This window comes from Sphingobacterium bambusae (genome assembly GCF_033955345.1).
Taxonomy (GTDB): domain Bacteria; phylum Bacteroidota; class Bacteroidia; order Sphingobacteriales; family Sphingobacteriaceae; genus Sphingobacterium; species Sphingobacterium bambusae.
Map to the genome: position 1 here is coordinate 3,594,499 of NZ_CP138332.1, position 15,261 is coordinate 3,609,759.

At 42.4% G+C, this 15,261-nt stretch carries 14 protein-coding genes; 7 read left to right on the forward strand and 7 right to left on the reverse strand.

Going from position 1 to position 15,261, the window contains the following annotated elements:
* Positions 1-95: 95 nt before the first annotated feature.
* Together gmd and SCB77_RS14935 are read left to right on the forward strand one after the other, a co-directional pair.
* On the forward strand, positions 96-1,247 hold the full coding sequence (gene gmd, locus SCB77_RS14930) for a GDP-mannose 4,6-dehydratase (RefSeq protein WP_320182801.1): 1,152 nt from the start codon (positions 96-98) through the stop codon (positions 1,245-1,247).
* 101 nt (positions 1,248-1,348) lie between these two features.
* Entirely contained in the window at positions 1,349-2,305 is a 957-nt protein-coding gene (locus SCB77_RS14935; protein WP_320182802.1) for a hypothetical protein, read from the forward strand.
* A gap of 304 nt (positions 2,306-2,609) precedes the next feature.
* Here the strand turns inward: SCB77_RS14935 and SCB77_RS14940 are convergent, their stop codons facing one another.
* The 5 genes from SCB77_RS14940 to SCB77_RS14960 all read right to left on the reverse strand — a co-directional run bounded on the left by SCB77_RS14940 (position 2,610) and on the right by SCB77_RS14960 (position 10,778).
* Positions 2,610-6,353 (reverse strand): ATP-binding protein, encoded by a 3,744-nt coding sequence (locus SCB77_RS14940; RefSeq protein WP_320182803.1) that lies wholly within the window; start codon positions 6,351-6,353, stop codon positions 2,610-2,612.
* Positions 6,354-6,442: 89 nt separating this feature from the next.
* Complete coding sequence (locus SCB77_RS14945; protein WP_320182804.1) at positions 6,443-7,222, reverse strand: succinate dehydrogenase/fumarate reductase iron-sulfur subunit; 780 nt, start codon at positions 7,220-7,222, stop codon at positions 6,443-6,445.
* Between the two features lie 53 nt (positions 7,223-7,275).
* Positions 7,276-9,210, reverse strand: a complete 1,935-nt coding sequence (locus SCB77_RS14950) for a fumarate reductase/succinate dehydrogenase flavoprotein subunit (protein ID WP_320182805.1) — start codon at positions 9,208-9,210, stop codon at positions 7,276-7,278.
* Between the two features lie 47 nt (positions 9,211-9,257).
* Positions 9,258-10,031 carry a succinate dehydrogenase cytochrome b subunit gene (locus SCB77_RS14955; RefSeq protein ID WP_320182806.1) on the reverse strand — a complete coding sequence of 258 codons (774 nt, stop codon included), beginning with the start codon at positions 10,029-10,031 and terminating at the stop codon, positions 9,258-9,260.
* Between the two features lie 159 nt (positions 10,032-10,190).
* On the reverse strand, positions 10,191-10,778 hold the full coding sequence (locus SCB77_RS14960; RefSeq protein ID WP_320182807.1) for a porin family protein: 588 nt from the start codon (positions 10,776-10,778) through the stop codon (positions 10,191-10,193).
* Positions 10,779-10,839: 61 nt separating this feature from the next.
* On the opposite strand from SCB77_RS14960, the gene SCB77_RS14965 reads away from it, so the two are divergent.
* The 5 genes from SCB77_RS14965 to msrA all read left to right on the forward strand — a co-directional run bounded on the left by SCB77_RS14965 (position 10,840) and on the right by msrA (position 13,400).
* A complete protein-coding gene (locus SCB77_RS14965) occupies positions 10,840-11,055 on the forward strand; it encodes a hypothetical protein (RefSeq protein ID WP_320182808.1) in 216 nt (71 codons plus the stop codon).
* A gap of 3 nt (positions 11,056-11,058) precedes the next feature.
* Positions 11,059-11,400, forward strand: a complete 342-nt coding sequence (locus tag SCB77_RS14970) for a tRNA-binding protein (protein ID WP_320182809.1) — start codon at positions 11,059-11,061, stop codon at positions 11,398-11,400.
* A 2-nt stretch (positions 11,401-11,402) separates the two neighbouring features.
* Positions 11,403-11,873, forward strand: coding sequence for a nucleoside deaminase (locus tag SCB77_RS14975; RefSeq protein WP_320182810.1), 471 nt, complete (start codon positions 11,403-11,405; stop codon positions 11,871-11,873).
* A gap of 96 nt (positions 11,874-11,969) precedes the next feature.
* The gene (locus SCB77_RS14980; protein WP_320182811.1) at positions 11,970-12,578 is read left to right on the forward strand and encodes a superoxide dismutase; all 609 of its coding nucleotides are present in this window, start codon (positions 11,970-11,972) and stop codon (positions 12,576-12,578) included.
* A gap of 141 nt (positions 12,579-12,719) precedes the next feature.
* Positions 12,720-13,400: a peptide-methionine (S)-S-oxide reductase MsrA gene (gene msrA, locus SCB77_RS14985; RefSeq protein WP_320182812.1), complete on the forward strand. Its 681-nt coding sequence runs from the start codon at positions 12,720-12,722 to the stop codon at positions 13,398-13,400.
* Between the two features lie 59 nt (positions 13,401-13,459).
* On the opposite strand, the gene recA is transcribed toward msrA, so the two are convergent.
* Both recA and nth read right to left on the reverse strand, forming a co-directional pair.
* Positions 13,460-14,482, reverse strand: a complete 1,023-nt coding sequence (gene recA / locus SCB77_RS14990; protein WP_320182813.1) for a recombinase RecA — start codon at positions 14,480-14,482, stop codon at positions 13,460-13,462.
* 84 nt (positions 14,483-14,566) lie between these two features.
* Positions 14,567-15,220 carry an endonuclease III gene (nth, locus tag SCB77_RS14995; protein WP_320182814.1) on the reverse strand — a complete coding sequence of 218 codons (654 nt, stop codon included), beginning with the start codon at positions 15,218-15,220 and terminating at the stop codon, positions 14,567-14,569.
* Positions 15,221-15,261: the final 41 nt, after the last annotated feature.

Sequence of the window (15,261 nt, forward strand, 5' to 3'; positions counted from 1 at the left end):
AGCCACGCCTAGGTGTGGCTTTTTTATTTTGCTTATTTTGAAGATAAATAAGGTAAAAAGGCAAATGTTATTAAATTTGCGTATTATTTGATAATATGGATACGAATAAACCGAAAGTAGCTTTCGTTACAGGGATTACCGGGCAGGATGGTGCTTACTTAGCAGAATTTCTTCTGAAAAAAGGATATATCGTTCACGGCTTAAAAAGACGCTCTTCATCTTTCAATACCGATAGGATAGACCATCTTTACCAAGATCCACATCTAAGTGCCCGGAATTTCATTTTGCACTATGGAGATCTTACTGATTCGACGAATTTGATACGTATCATTCAAGAGATCAAACCCGATGAAATATACAACCTCGCGGCACAGTCTCATGTGAAGGTGAGTTTCGATACGCCGGAGTATACGGCTAACGCCGATGGAATAGGTACATTACGTATTCTGGATGCGGTGCGTTTGCTCGGCTTGAGTGACAAAACACGGATCTACCAAGCGTCTACTTCGGAGCTATATGGCCTCGTCCAAGCCGTGCCGCAAAGCGAAGCCACCCCGTTTTATCCACGAAGCCCCTACGCTGTTGCTAAATTGTATGGCTACTGGATCACGGTAAATTATCGGGAAGCCTATAATATGTATGCTTGTAATGGCATTCTTTTTAATCATGAAAGTCCTGTACGCGGGGAAACCTTCGTAACACGTAAAATTACCCGTGCGGTAGCAAAAATAGCATTGGGCTTGCAGGATCGTCTATATTTGGGCAATCTATCGGCGCAACGCGACTGGGGGCATGCGAAAGATTATGTGGAAGCTATGTGGTTAATCTTACAGCAAGAGAATCCTGAAGATTTTGTTATCGCAACCGGTGTCACCACGACGGTTCGTGATTTTGTTCGTATGGCTTTTGCCGAATTGGGCATTGAGGTGGAGTTTAGCGGTAAAGATGCGCAGGAAAAAGGCGTCATTATAGATCGCGACGAAGCGGTGCTCGAGCGGTTGGGGATTCCCGTAGAAAATATTAAATTAGGACAAACCGTTGTGAAGGTCGATGCGCAGTATTTTAGGCCTACTGAGGTCGATTTGTTGATCGGCGATCCGAGCAAAGCTAAAAATCAGCTAGGTTGGGAGCCTAAGTTTACCTTGCCTATGCTTGTTAAAGATATGGTAAGCAGTGATCTACAACTCATGCGAAAAGAAGAATATCTTCGCAAAGGTGGATTCAATAGTATGAACTACTTCGAGTAAAATGTTAAATTTAATGTTACAACTCGAATTGGAACAATTTTTGCTATTTTAATTTGTTGATAATAATTAAGTTACTTCGCTCCACATACGTCTAGGTAAAAATGCACAAGAACGCGGATATTGAGAAGGTAGGGACAGTTAGTTCAGAGAAGAAATTTCATGAGGAACCCATCAAAAAAGGTAATTCGAAGATTTATTTTTTCATCATTGCTATTGCTGCATTGTTTGCAACCAACGTATATTTTTATGTGAAATTTAAGTCGTCTGGAGAGAAACTCTATACGATGGCTATTCAAAAGCAGGATCTGCAGATAGAAATCGATCGTATTGAGGCCGAATTGGATAATTTAATTACGCTGAAAAGTGCCGAGGCCTTGGATCCCAATTTGGAAGAATCCGAAGCTCGGGCTCGTAAAGCAATTGCTGAACTGCGTGTTAAATTAGAGGAACAAACGATAACGGAAGAGGATATCTCGCAAGCGAAGCAGGAAGTGACAAGGTTGAAAGGCGACGTTTCCGACTTACGTGTAAGCTTGAACGAACTGAAGGTGAGAAATGAGCTACTGCAGCGCGAGAATCAAGATCTTTCTGACAAAGTCGTCGCAACGGATAAAAAGATTAATGTACTTTCCAAGGAAAATACGCAACTAAGAGATAAAGTAACAGTAGCATCGGGTCTTAAGGTATCTAATGTCCATGTAAATGGTGTTTCTATATCCAAAAAAGGTAGCGTGGAAATCGAAAGTCGCGCAAGACGGGTGGACCAGCTACAGATCCTATTTTCTGTGGCAGATAATGCATTGGCAAAGGGCGGCAACAAAGAAATATTTGTGCGCGTGGTAGATCCAGCAGGCAATCTTTTTGGCGACGCCAATAATTTTTTCTACGTTCATGGCGAGAAACTACAGTACACCTTTAAAGACGTCATCAACTTCACCAATAATGGTGAAGAATACCAGTTCATGTGGTCGTTGGATAAATTTAAAAAGGGAGCCTACACGGTGCTACTTTACAACGACAACGCAATCATGGGGCGTGCTGGAATTGTGCTAAAGTAAGCCTCAGCGTTTCTTAGCGAAAATCTCCTCAATTCTATATTATTCTTCCAACCGTTTTCAATACCCTTACTGAAAGATTAAAGTAGGGGATTTCTGTTTTTATGTAGGGCATGTTCTTTGTGGCTCGAGCGTTGTATGGAGCGACAAACGATCAAGATACCGTGGACTGCAGGAAGTTTAACTTTTTGTACTCCTTTCCTTTGCGTTATAAAAGCGTGTCGCCTAAAGTCTTTCTAATCTTCTTTATAATGCATTCGATAGGAGAGAAAACCTGTGCTACAAGTGTAAGCGTCAGGGGTGATACCTAGCCTCTGTAGATAGGTAATGTAATGATAAACGTTGTTCCGCTATTAGCCTTCGTTACAAATTCGATTTTACCACCTATACCCGTTACCGTTTGTTTTACAAATGCCAATCCCAAACCTGTTCCAGAGCTCTTAGTTGTAAAGTTTGGTTTAAAGATATTTGGAATCGCTTCATCGGATATCCCATAACCATAGTCTTGGATCAAAATCTGTACATGCTGCTGATCCGAATAGCTCACCTCTACATTAATCTTGGTCTTTTTGCGGCCCACACTGGCTTCGATAGCATTCTTGAAGAGATTGTTGAACGATCGAAGCATTTGATCCCGGTCGCCAAGGATGTAGATAGCACGATCCGCTGTCTCATTATTGAGCACAATCAGTGTACTGGTCGTGCTGTTGAAGAAGTTCATCACTTTCAGGATCTTCTCGATGAGGTTGATCTTTACCAAGTTGGTCTCCGGCAATTTCGCAAATGCAGAGAACTCGGTAGCAATCTTCGACAGGCTATCGATCTGTTCAATAACAGAATTTGATATCCTCAAAAAGCGCTCAGAAAATCGTTCGTCGTTTTCATGATAAGATCGCATCAACTGTTGTATACCCAACTTCATTGGAGTCAGTGGGTTTTTTATTTCGTGAGCCACCTGTTTGGCCATTTCACGCCAAGCTTTTTCGCGCTCGGCATCACGTAGTTGCTTCGCACTCTCTTCGAGCTTGATCAACATATAGTTGTACTCCTTAATCAGCATGCCTATTTCATCATTTCGTTCCCAATAGAGCGGTTCATTGATCTTATTCGACAACTGCGTTTCTGCCAGTTTCTGTCGTACAATATCCAATGGCTTCGTGATCTTACTGGATACCGCTACAGCGATAAACCCGAAGAGGATAATGATAAAGGTATAGATGTTCAGTATGGTATTCAACAATAGATTTTTGTTGGCTATGGCATCCTTCTCCGTTGTGTAATAGGGGATGTTGAGGTAGGCGACCGTTTTATACTCTTCGTTTTTGATAGCAGCATAGGCCGCGGCAAACTTAAAGATAGAAATCTGTTCTTGCTCATAGGCCTCTGACTTGCGCAACACGGCCAGTTTGCTCAAGGCGTCGGGGTTAATATACTCGGAGATAAGTTTGAGATCGAATATCCGCGGCTGCGATGTGTACAGGAGCTTCCCATTTTTATCATAGAGGTTAAAGTTTGTCATCGTCGACGGAGCCATGTCCCTTAACATCTTGATGATAACTTGTCGCACATCATCCTTGCTGCCAGCGATACTATTTTCTATTTTCTTGGTAATTTCTGCAATTTCTTTGAGTCGATTAGCCGATGTTGTTTCCTCCAACTGCTTATTGATGCTGATAAACGCGATACCTCCTGAAATCAGGATCCCCAATAATACGGACATGATAACCAATGTCTGTATGCGTGTGCTATACTGTATGTTGTTGAACAGTTGTCTGAAATGATAACGTATTCTATTCCATCGGAACGATTTGTCGCTGATGGTCTTGAAGATGTAGTTCGTGAAGTTGAAAAAACCAAAGAAAATCAACAACAATATGAAAACTATCGAACCCAAGGCCAAATATTCCCAGGCGGTGGTCTTTTGTTTACTGAGAATGATCGTTGTATATTGATCGGGCTTGTAGGCTAGGTGCAGGAAGTTGTCCTGCTCCTTTATTTCAAGAAACTCACGTAGCTTATTGGGGATATTAAAGTCGTTTTCGGCGTAATTGTAGGTGCCATATTGCGTGACTAGGTTATGACCCTTATAGAGCGCATAGGAGTTGTTCTCGAATGCGTCAAACTGCCAAGCAGAAGATTTGTTGTCTGATAAGATTTCTGGATAGGGAAGCAACGTGCTATAGGCCAGATTTTTCAGGTTGATGTAAATATGGTAAAACTTATCAGGATCGTTCTCGTAAGGAATGGTCAGGTGCGTAAAATATTCGTGCGTGCCGAGTTCACTTTTTAATCGATAAAAGTTCGTGGTGAATGGAATCTTAATGGCACTTTTAATAACCTTTTCTCGGTAGGCGGCCGCGACATTGGAGGCATATTTTTCCAAAGGTTGACCTTCGTTGTTATAAAAGAATGCCTGAAACTCGAACTTCGACAGATAGCCGCTCAGGTAGCGTGTTTTGATATAGTCTGCTATGTAAGGAATATCAGTCGCCGTATCATTCAAGCTGAGTAGTTTTTCGAGCTTATAATCGTTATTGATGTTTTTTTCGATATCTACAAAAAGAGAAACAGCATTGACATCATCTTCGGCGAGCAAATGAGCGATGGATTGTTTCATCACATCTTTTTTCTTTATCCTATTGTAGTGGTTATAGGAAATTACCGATACGCCTGAGAGCAATAATATTGTAGATATGAATATGGACAGGCGATAAGGCGCTGTAAATCCATAGGCTTTGTATGTGCGCAGAAAAACGAGGCAGCCAAAGAACAAGGAAAAGTATAGACTCTGACCTATTAATGAGGTTAGAAACAAAGCAATAATCAGGCAGCCCAGCGCGATGTTCAGCATAGCTGTGATATCCCTTAGGAAGTACTTTACCATCTGGATAATCTCGTCGATATATAAGATGATCGTGGTAACGTTGAAACAGAAAAGTAAGATACAGAGCCAGCCATAAAAACCAAGGTTCAATATCTTCGTGAAATCATTTTCGTATAATGGCGAGTGGGTTAGTAGGGTGCCCAGAAAGTAAAACATGATCTGCGCGATCACATAGATGGAAATGATGCCGATAAAAGAAAAGGTTGTAGCCGATTTTCGCTGCAATAAGCGCTTCGGTACGGGGAGATAACGCTGTATATATTTAACGAAGCATATAAACCAAAATATACTTCCCGTGGTCATCAGGTAGGCCCACACATTGGGAAGAAACTGATTGTAGGCGTAGAATTTTGGATCAAATAGCTCTAGACTGGAATGTACAGAGAGCCAGTTTGAACGGAGATCGATATAACGGATGATGACTAATACCGAAAAGAATAGCAAAACAGCAAGCCACGCTCGTCCGTTTTTCGCAAGATGCAAACACACGCTATTCGTGAGAATAATCAGGCAAATAATCGCCGCTACCCAACAGATAAATTGTAGATCAATGTAGATATTGTCCTTCTTTCCGTCGATCAGCTTGATGGAAAATAGGTAGTTGTTATCTTTACTGTAGATGTTTCGGATATTCTTGTTGTCATTGTACTGTGCAATTTCGATATTTTTAACACCAATGATGCTCAAGAAGTTGTTGGTTAGGTAATTATTGGGATTTTCGAAATTTCGTTTGATAGGCACTAAGGCCAAGACCGATATACCGTGCTGCAGATCCTTTTTCTTAACCAGAAATGACCTATTTTCCGATTGCATGTAGGAAGTTCGGCTACGGAGGCCAACATCGGTAACCGGTACATAGATATTGGTTGACCAATGCACAATCTGGTTATCACGATACACATAGAAAAAGATGAACTCTTTACTTATTTCATCGGTAATTTGAGCGAGTTGAATGGGGTATTTATCAACATTCTGGAATGTCTTAACAATAAGGCTATCGCCTAATATTTCATCAATTCTATCTTCAAATCTATGAATGTTACTCGTTAGTTTGCGCTCGTCCAACTGCAACATCTCTTCATCCGTGATGGTAAAATGTATAGTGATGGCGGTACCTAATAAAGATAACGTTAAGATCAAAAGTAAGAATCGAATCTTTGTCAACATTTAAGTCCCTTTTCGTGAAATGTAAATATATAAAAAGTCCTCGTTATTAGTTGTAACGAGGACTTTTTATGCGCGAATTATACGGTCGACTAGTTGTGCGTATGTACATCTTCCTCACGGAAGAACTTCGCTGTAAAATATTCGCGGTTCATGCGCGCAATATTTGTCAATTTAATACCTTTCGGACACTCTGCTTCACAAGCACCTGTATTCGTACAGTTACCAAAGCCTTCCGCATCCATTTGGTCTACCATCGCCTGTGCACGTTCGTAACGCTCTGTTTGTCCTTGAGGGAGTAAAGCGAATTGCGAGATCTTAGCAGAAACGAATAACATCGCTGATGCATTCTTACATGCGGCTACACAAGCACCGCAACCAATACATGTTGCTGCTTCGAAAGCTTCGTCAGCAATACGCTTAGGGATAGGAATTGTGTTGGCATCAGGTACACCGCCGGTGTTGATGTTCACATAACCGCCAGCTTGTTGTATACGGTCGAACGATGTGCGGTCTACAGCAAGATCCTTCAATACTGGGAAAGCGGCTGCACGCCAAGGCTCGATAACGATGGTTTGTCCGTCGTGAAACGTACGCATGTGTAACTGGCAGGTGGTGATGCCATATTTTGGTCCGTGAGGACGGCCGTTAATCACCAGCGAGCACATGCCGCAGATACCTTCGCGACAGTCGTGATCGAAGTAGATTGGGTCTTCCCCTAAACGGGTAAGGTCTTCATTGACAACGTCAAGCATTTCAAGAAAAGACATATCATCAGCAATGTCTTTCGCTTGAATAGTGACGAACTGACCTTTGGATTTATCATTTTTTTGACGCCAAACTTTCAGCGTTAAATTCATATGTTGTGCCATGATAGTATGGTTATGTAATAGGATTGAGCAAGCAAGCTTGCTCACCCAATATACTATTTATAACTTCTTTGTGTTAATTTAACATTCTCGAAGACTAACTCTTCCTTGTGTAGAACCTCAGGTTGATTTTCACCTGCAAACGCCCAAGCAGCAACATAGGTGAAGTTTTCATCGTCACGCATTGCCTCGCCCTCTTCAGTTTGCGACTCCAAACGGAAGTGGCCACCACAAGATTCGCTACGGTTTAATGCATCATCAACCATAAGTTCGCCCAATTCGATGAAATCCGCCACACGTCCTGCTTTCTCCAAAGACATATTGAGCTCTTCGTTCTCACCCAATACCTTCACGTCTGTCCAGAATTCTTTCTTCAACGCTTGGATCAATCCTTTCGCTTTTGTTAATCCTTCTGCCGTACGTGCCATACCGCAATATTCCCACATGATTTTACCCAATTCCTTATGAATGTCATCAATGGTTTTAGAACCTTTAAGACTTAATAAGGTATTGATTTTATCTTCCACTTCTTTGCGTGTCTCTTCAAAAGCCGGGTGGTTTTTGTCAACAGGAGCAAAGCTTCCAAGTTTAGCAAGGTAATCACCAACAGTGAACGGAATAACGAAATAACCATCGGATAGACCTTGCATCAACGCTGACGCACCTAAACGGTTTGCACCGTGGTCAGAGAAGTTACATTCTCCTAAAGCGTAAAGTCCAGGTACCGTAGTCATCAAGTTATAGTCAACCCAAACACCACCCATAGTATAGTGAACAGCAGGGTAGATACGCATCGGTTGCTCATAGGGGTTCTCGTCTGTGATCTGATAATACATATCAAACAAGTTTCCATATTTAGCCTCTACGGTATCTTTACCCAAACGTTTGATTGCATCGGCGAAGTCCAAGAATACAGCAACACCCGATTTTCCAACTCCACGGCCGTCATCGACCATTTCTTTGGCATTACGGGAAGCAACGTCACGAGGTACAAGGTTACCAAATGAAGGGTATTTTCTTTCCAAGAAGTAATCGCGATCATCTTCTTTAATCTCTGCCGGTTTCAAAGCGCCAGTACGTAGTTTTTCGGAAAGTTCTTTCGTTTTTGGTACCCAAACGCGGCCGTCGTTACGCAATGATTCAGACATCAAGGTCAACTTCGATTGGTGATCGCCAGTTACCGGAATACAGGTAGGGTGAATCTGTGTGTAGCAAGGGTTTGCGAAGTAAGCACCTCTTTTGTGTGCTCTCCAAGCAGCAGTAACGTTACAGCCCATTGCATTGGTGGAAAGGAAGAACACGTTACCATAGCCACCTGTACACAATAGTACAGCATGTCCTTCGTGCGACTCGATTTTACCGGTGATCATATCGCGGGTAATGATACCACGTGCATGGCCATCGATCTTCACCAAGTCCAACATCTCGTGGCGGGTGTACGATTTTACTTTTCCTTTTTTGATTTGGCGGTTTAATGCCGAGTAGGCACCCAACAACAATTGTTGTCCTGTTTGACCACGGGCATAAAATGTACGTGAAACCTGCGCTCCACCAAATGAACGGTTATCCAATAGACCGCCATATTCGCGAGCGAAAGGAACACCTTGAGCCACACATTGGTCGATGATGTTTACCGATACTTCGGCCAAACGATAAACGTTCGCCTCACGTGCACGGTAGTCACCCCCTTTGATGGTATCGTAAAATAAACGGAAAACAGAGTCACCGTCGTTTTGATAGTTTTTAGCAGCATTGATACCACCCTGTGCAGCGATAGAGTGTGCACGACGTGGCGAATCTTGGTAACAAAATGTTTTAACGTTGTAACCCAATTCTGCTAATGAAGCTGCTGCCGACGCCCCAGCCAAACCTGTACCCACAACCAAGATTGTGAACTTACGTTTGTTCGCTGGGTTAACCAACTTCATCTCAAATTTATGTTTTGACCATTTCTCGGCCAATGGGCCGGCAGGTACTTTTGAATCTAACATATTTAAATATTTTATATTTAGCAGATACGAATAGTATATCTAAAATATTATTTAACGAAATAGAAATATAATGGCATCAAAGCAAATCCGATTGGGATGAGGACACCAAAGAACCAAACACCAAGAAAGCGGATGATCGGTACGTATTTTTTATGTGAAAATCCGACCGTTTGGAATGCAGACTGAAATCCATGGATAAGGTGAAACGAAAGTGCTGCCATAGCCAATACGTAAAGACCTACCAAAAAAGGATTCTCAAAAGCAAAATCTACTTGTTTGTAAAGATCACGTGCTTTAACTGTCTCAATACCGTTGTTTTCCGTTTTTACGTAATCCGTAAACTCGCTTGCTTCTAGTGTTTTAGCTATTGTTTTGCCCGTTGCTAGATCCGTTTGGTACTCAATGTAAGGCACTTGATCATTGTGGTATTTCCACCAGAAATTCTGCATGTGCGTAGCGATGAATACCAAAAGAACGGTTCCTAGGATACCCATGTTGCGGGAGTTCCAAGTACTGTTTGCTTTTCCATCGTACTGTGCATAGTTTACAGGGCGAGCGGCTTTGTTCTTCATCGTTAAAACCAAAGCATAAACAGCGTGAATGATGATCGAGGCATAAAGTAAATAAGATACTACCTTGATCGGAGGGAAATGCGTCATGAAGTACGCGTAGTTGTTGAAGGCATAGCCCCCGTCGTCTTTAAATAGGCTCAAGTTACCAATCAGGTGAACTATCAGGAACGTACATAGAAAAATTCCCGTTAAGCTCATGATCAGTTTTCTTCCCAGCGAAGAACTTAAAACTGGCTTTGAATTACTCATTATCCTTGATTTTTTATATTGATTCGCAAATCTATTTATTTGTTAACAGAAATCTGACAATCGTCAATAAAATCGAACAATTTAGAACAATTCTAATCAAAAAAGGGCTATGTCTTTTTTGTCGACATAGCCCTTTTTATTTTGTATTTTATTCGTTTTCTATAAGAATGCAAATCCTAAACCGATTGTCCACATTCTGATTTTTTGATTATAGTCTGGACTTTCGTTTAGGTCGGTTAAGCCATGCTCATAGCGAAGGTCTACGGTAAATTTGCTAATATCTGCTCCAATACCACCAATAACACCTGTTGATGTTTTTTTGTAGCGATCCCAATCTGTTGCAGTCGTGAAATTTACTTTTCCGTCTTGAGCAAAAGAGAACACTGGACCTGCTTGAATTCTAACACCTACGGGGCCTAATCCGATTCTAGTTCCCAATAATACTGGGACATCGAAACTTTGGAAAGTTGCTTCACCACTCTCACCAGTGGTTTCAAACTGAGCACCGACCTTTTTGCTGGCATAATATGCTTCGGGTTGTACGTGGAATCCGGCAATGCCTACACGCCCCCAAGCGCCAAGCTGAAATCCTGTTTTCGTGTCGGAATTAAAAAATCGGCCTTCAGAGCTTAGGCTAGAAAAGCCTAAGGCGCCCTTAATACCTAGTTTGAACGTAGGCAACAACTGCGCTTGCGTCATGCTTACCGCAAAAATCAAACAAATTAAAGTGAGTAGAGATTTTTTCATGTGAAAAATATTTGTTTATTTTATTACTTTACAATAATAACGTATTTTTTTAAGAATAGTTATGGCAACTTTAAAAATATCTGATCCCGAATGGAACATACTCAAGGTTAAATTGAGTAGAAAATACAATCATTTAACAGAGGAAGACCTAGCCTACAGCGCTGGTGAGGAAGATTTGCTACTTAGTAAATTGGCGACACGCTTGCGCCGCAATAAAGATTACGTGCTGTTTACCTTGGCCAAGGAGTTGTCCAATTTAGAGTCGAATCGCCTGTAGTTTATGGAGGGATTGATTTCGTGGGGCGATTTTGAGCAAGTGGATCTGCGGGTGGGCACCGTGATGGAGGTGGCTGATTTTGAGAAAGCGCGCCGGCCGGCCTATAAGTTGTGGATTGATTTCGGTAAAGAGATTGGCGTGTTGAAGTCTAGCGCGCAGGTTACCGTGCATTATAAAAAGGAGGAGCTCGTCGGTCGTCAGGTTGTTGCGGTAGTTAATTTTCCAAAAAAACAAATTGCCGACTTCATGTCCGAATGTTTGGTGACTGGTTTTGCCGATGAGCAGGGCAATATTGTGTTGACGGCAGTGGAACGCCCATTGCCCAACGGTTCTAAATTGATATAAATATGCGGGTGTTTCATTTTGATGGTGCAGCGGAAGAAGATGTTCATTTGGATGAACTATATATGCAGGAAGCACTAAGGTTAGCAGAGACAGCTTTTAAGGAAGATGAGGTGCCAATCGGTGCTATTATTGTCAGTCAAGGAAAGATCATCGGCAAAGGGTATAATCTTACAGAACGATTGCATGACGTCACCGCACATGCAGAGATGCAAGCTTTTACGGCTGCATCAAATTTTATGGGGGGAAAGTATCTGAAGGATTGCACCCTTTATGTGACGGTGGAACCTTGCGTGATGTGCGCGGGAGCCTCCTATTGGACGCAAATTTCTCGTATTGTCTATGGCGCTAAAGATGAGAAAAGAGGTGCTTCTAAACATGGACACCTTTACCATCCCAAGACGGAGATCGTCTCTGGCGTATTGGAAGAAAAGTGCGCTGATCTTATTCGATCATTTTTTCGTAATAAAAGGTAGCTAAGCGCATAAATTCACACTTTCTTAAAACGGAACCTAGCACGAATTTGTTATATTCGTGCTATTAATTGTATAATAATTAAAAACAGAAATATTATGGCATTTGAATTAGAAGCATTACCATACGCAACTGACGCGTTGGAACCACACATCGATAAAGACACCATGGAAATTCACCATGACCGTCACCACCAAGCTTATGTAGACAACTTGAACAAAGCTATCGCTGGTACTGATGCTGAAAGTTTATCATTGGAAGATATCAATAAAAACATTTCTAAATACCCTGCAGCTGTTCGCAATAACGGTGGCGGACATTTCAACCACAAGTTGTTTTGGTCTATCTTAGGTCCTAACGCTGGTGGCGAGCCTACAGGCGAATTGGCAGATGCTATCAATTCCACTTTCGGCTCTTTTGCGGAGTTGAAAACGCAATTGCAAAATGCGGGAGCAACTCGTTTTGGTTCTGGATGGGCTTGGTTAGTGGTGAAAGCGGATGGTCAGTTAGCCGTTAGCTCTACGCCAAACCAAGACAACCCGTTGATGGATGTTGCAGAAGTACAAGGTACACCGATCTTGGGTATTGACGTATGGGAGCATGCTTACTACTTAAAGTATCAGAACAAGCGCCCGGCCTACCTTGATGCCGTTTTTAACGTAATTAATTGGGACGCCGTTGCACAACGTTTCCAAGAGGCAAAATAAATAGAATAGAAGGTCAAAGGATGATCTTCTGTTAATTTCGCGTCATTACTTAGCATCAGTCTACGCAGCGTTTAAACTAAAAATAGCTGTGTAGGTCTACCGTTAGGTGATGACGCGTTTTTTATATATAAACTTTTGAAGATGAAAAGTAAACTACGTAAGTTTTTGACGATCATGTTGGGCTTGGCTGTATTGTCTGCCTGTGCCCAATCTAAAGCAAAGCGAAATGAAACGGCTGATGTTGCAGACGGCATTACCCGTTTGCCGAAGGGCAATACGTCGGCTATCGATACCGCTATTTTTGGAGCAGGCTGTTTTTGGTGTGTAGAAGCGCAATTCGCAACCCTGAACGGTGTTACTTCTGTCCTGTCTGGATATTCGGGAGGGAAGAAGGCAAACCCTACCTATAGTCAGGTCTCTTCTGGGCGGAGTGGACATGCGGAAGTTATTGAGGTGCTGTTTGATACGACCGCGATCTCTTATGACGAGCTCTTGGAAGCGTTTTTTCTATCGCACGATCCGACACAGTTGGATAGACAGGGCAATGACGTAGGCCCGCAATATCGATCTGTAATTTTTGCGCGCACGCAAGATCAGTATAACAAGAGTATGTACTACATCGACAAGCTCAATCAAGCAGCAGTCTATAAAAGCCCGATCGTCACGGCTGTCGAGCCCTTTGTTGCTTTTTATAAAGCGGAAGACTATCATCAGGAGTATTATGCCAAGAATGGGGGCGAGGCCTATTGTGTTTATGTAATTAAGCCTAAGATGGAAAAGTTTCGTAAAGTGTTTAAAGATAGGCTGAAGCCCGGGAAATAATAAAAAAGGGCTGCCGAAAAATATCGGCAACCCTTTTACAGCATATGTAAACCTTAATATTAGTCTTCTAGTGCAGCATGCTGATCTAGGTCAACACCGCTTACCTCTGCACGTATTTTTGCCTCTAGCTCATCGCTTAAATCAGGGTTGTCTAACAGTAATGATTTAACCGCGTCACGACCTTGCCCTAGCTTGGTGTCACCGTAGCTAAACCATGAGCCAGATTTTTTAACAATGCCGTATTCTACACCTAAGTCGATGATCTCACCCACTTTAGAGATGCCTTCCCCAAACATGATGTCAAATTCAGCAATACGGAAAGGTGGCGCTACTTTGTTTTTTACAATCTTAACCTTCACGCGGTTACCTGATACTTCATCCGAATCTTTGATCTGCGATGTACGGCGTATATCTAAACGTACAGAAGCGTAGAATTTAAGCGCGTTACCACCAGTTGTAGTTTCAGGATTGCCAAACATAACGCCAATTTTCTCGCGCAATTGGTTGATGAAGATACAGCAACAGTTTGTTTTGGAGATGGTTCCCGTCAACTTACGTAGTGCTTGAGACATCAAGCGGGCCTGTAATCCCATTTTTGACTCGCCCATTTCGCCTTCAATCTCTCCCTTAGGAACCAAGGCCGCAACAGAGTCGATAACGATCACATCGATGGCGCCCGAACGGATTAGATTGTCCGCAATCTCCAGCGCCTGCTCTCCATTATCCGGTTGTGAGATCAATAGATTCTCTACGTCAACACCTAATTTTTGGGCATAGTACTTATCGAAAGCATGTTCCGCATCGATCACGGCTGCAATGCCTCCTTTTTTCTGTGCTTCAGCAACGATGTGCGTTGCCAATGTAGTCTTACCCGATGATTCAGGACCATAGATTTCGATGATACGACCTTTCGGAACGCCGCCGATGCCCAAGGCGATATCTAGTCCTAAAGAGCCTGTGGAGATAGCTTCGATTGGCTCTACCGCCGAATCACCTAGCTTCATAATGGTACCCTTACCATATGATTTTTCCAATTTATCTAAAGTAAGCTGTAGAGCTTTTAATTTATCTGCGTTACTCATATTTTTAGTATTTACACCTCAAAAGTACAATAAAAATTTCAAATCAAAAATTTATTTTACTAATAATGTTAGTTTTATTTTTTTCTATCCTGCTTTTTGTTGATAGGTCTTCTCAAAATATTTGCAAAAATAGGTGATCGGGCATATCTCGCATTTTGGCTTTCGTGCCAAGCAAATGTATCGGCCATGCAAGATGAGCCAATGATGGGCAATAGCGATGGTTTCTTTCGGTAGAAATTTGACCAGTTGCTTTTCCACGGCAAGGGGAGTTGTGGCTCGGCTTGTTAAACCCAGTCTATTGCTGACCCGGAAAACATGGGTGTCCACAGCCATGGCGGGCTTGTTAAACACCACCGAAGAGATTACGTTGGCCGTTTTTCGCCCCACGCCGGGCAGCTTCACCAAGTCCTCGACTTTCTCGGGAACCTCTCCCTGAAATTCCGCAATCAGTTTTTGGGCCATACCCAACAAGTGCTTCGCTTTGTTGTTGGGATAACTCACCGATCTAATGTAGGAAAATATCTCTTCGACGCTACTCGCCGCTAAGGCATCCACTTCGGGAAAACGATCAAAAAGGGCAGGTGTTATTTGGTTGATGCGCTTGTCCGTGCATTGCGCAGAAAGAATAACGGCCACCAGTAGTTCGTAGGGATTGCTATAGTTTAACTCGGTTTGTGCCTCGGGGTTGTGCGTGGAAAAATATTCGACAAACTCCCGGTATCGCTCTTTCTTTAACATGAACAAAGATATTCAAAACTCTCCAAAAAAAACAAAGTCTC

Coding starts and splice junctions, on each gene's coding strand:
- gmd (WP_320182801.1), top strand. CDS start 96: ATGGATACGAATAAACCGAAAGTAGCTTTCGTTACAGGGATTACCGGG.
- SCB77_RS14935 (WP_320182802.1), top strand. CDS start 1,349: ATGCACAAGAACGCGGATATTGAGAAGGTAGGGACAGTTAGTTCAGAG.
- SCB77_RS14940 (WP_320182803.1), bottom strand. CDS start 6,353: ATGTTGACAAAGATTCGATTCTTACTTTTGATCTTAACGTTATCTTTA.
- SCB77_RS14945 (WP_320182804.1), bottom strand. CDS start 7,222: ATGGCACAACATATGAATTTAACGCTGAAAGTTTGGCGTCAAAAAAAT.
- SCB77_RS14950 (WP_320182805.1), bottom strand. CDS start 9,210: ATGTTAGATTCAAAAGTACCTGCCGGCCCATTGGCCGAGAAATGGTCA.
- SCB77_RS14955 (WP_320182806.1), bottom strand. CDS start 10,031: ATGAGTAATTCAAAGCCAGTTTTAAGTTCTTCGCTGGGAAGAAAACTG.
- SCB77_RS14960 (WP_320182807.1), bottom strand. CDS start 10,778: ATGAAAAAATCTCTACTCACTTTAATTTGTTTGATTTTTGCGGTAAGC.
- SCB77_RS14965 (WP_320182808.1), top strand. CDS start 10,840: ATGGCAACTTTAAAAATATCTGATCCCGAATGGAACATACTCAAGGTT.
- SCB77_RS14970 (WP_320182809.1), top strand. CDS start 11,059: ATGGAGGGATTGATTTCGTGGGGCGATTTTGAGCAAGTGGATCTGCGG.
- SCB77_RS14975 (WP_320182810.1), top strand. CDS start 11,403: ATGCGGGTGTTTCATTTTGATGGTGCAGCGGAAGAAGATGTTCATTTG.
- SCB77_RS14980 (WP_320182811.1), top strand. CDS start 11,970: ATGGCATTTGAATTAGAAGCATTACCATACGCAACTGACGCGTTGGAA.
- msrA (WP_320182812.1), top strand. CDS start 12,720: ATGAAAAGTAAACTACGTAAGTTTTTGACGATCATGTTGGGCTTGGCT.
- recA (WP_320182813.1), bottom strand. CDS start 14,482: ATGAGTAACGCAGATAAATTAAAAGCTCTACAGCTTACTTTAGATAAA.
- nth (WP_320182814.1), bottom strand. CDS start 15,220: ATGTTAAAGAAAGAGCGATACCGGGAGTTTGTCGAATATTTTTCCACG.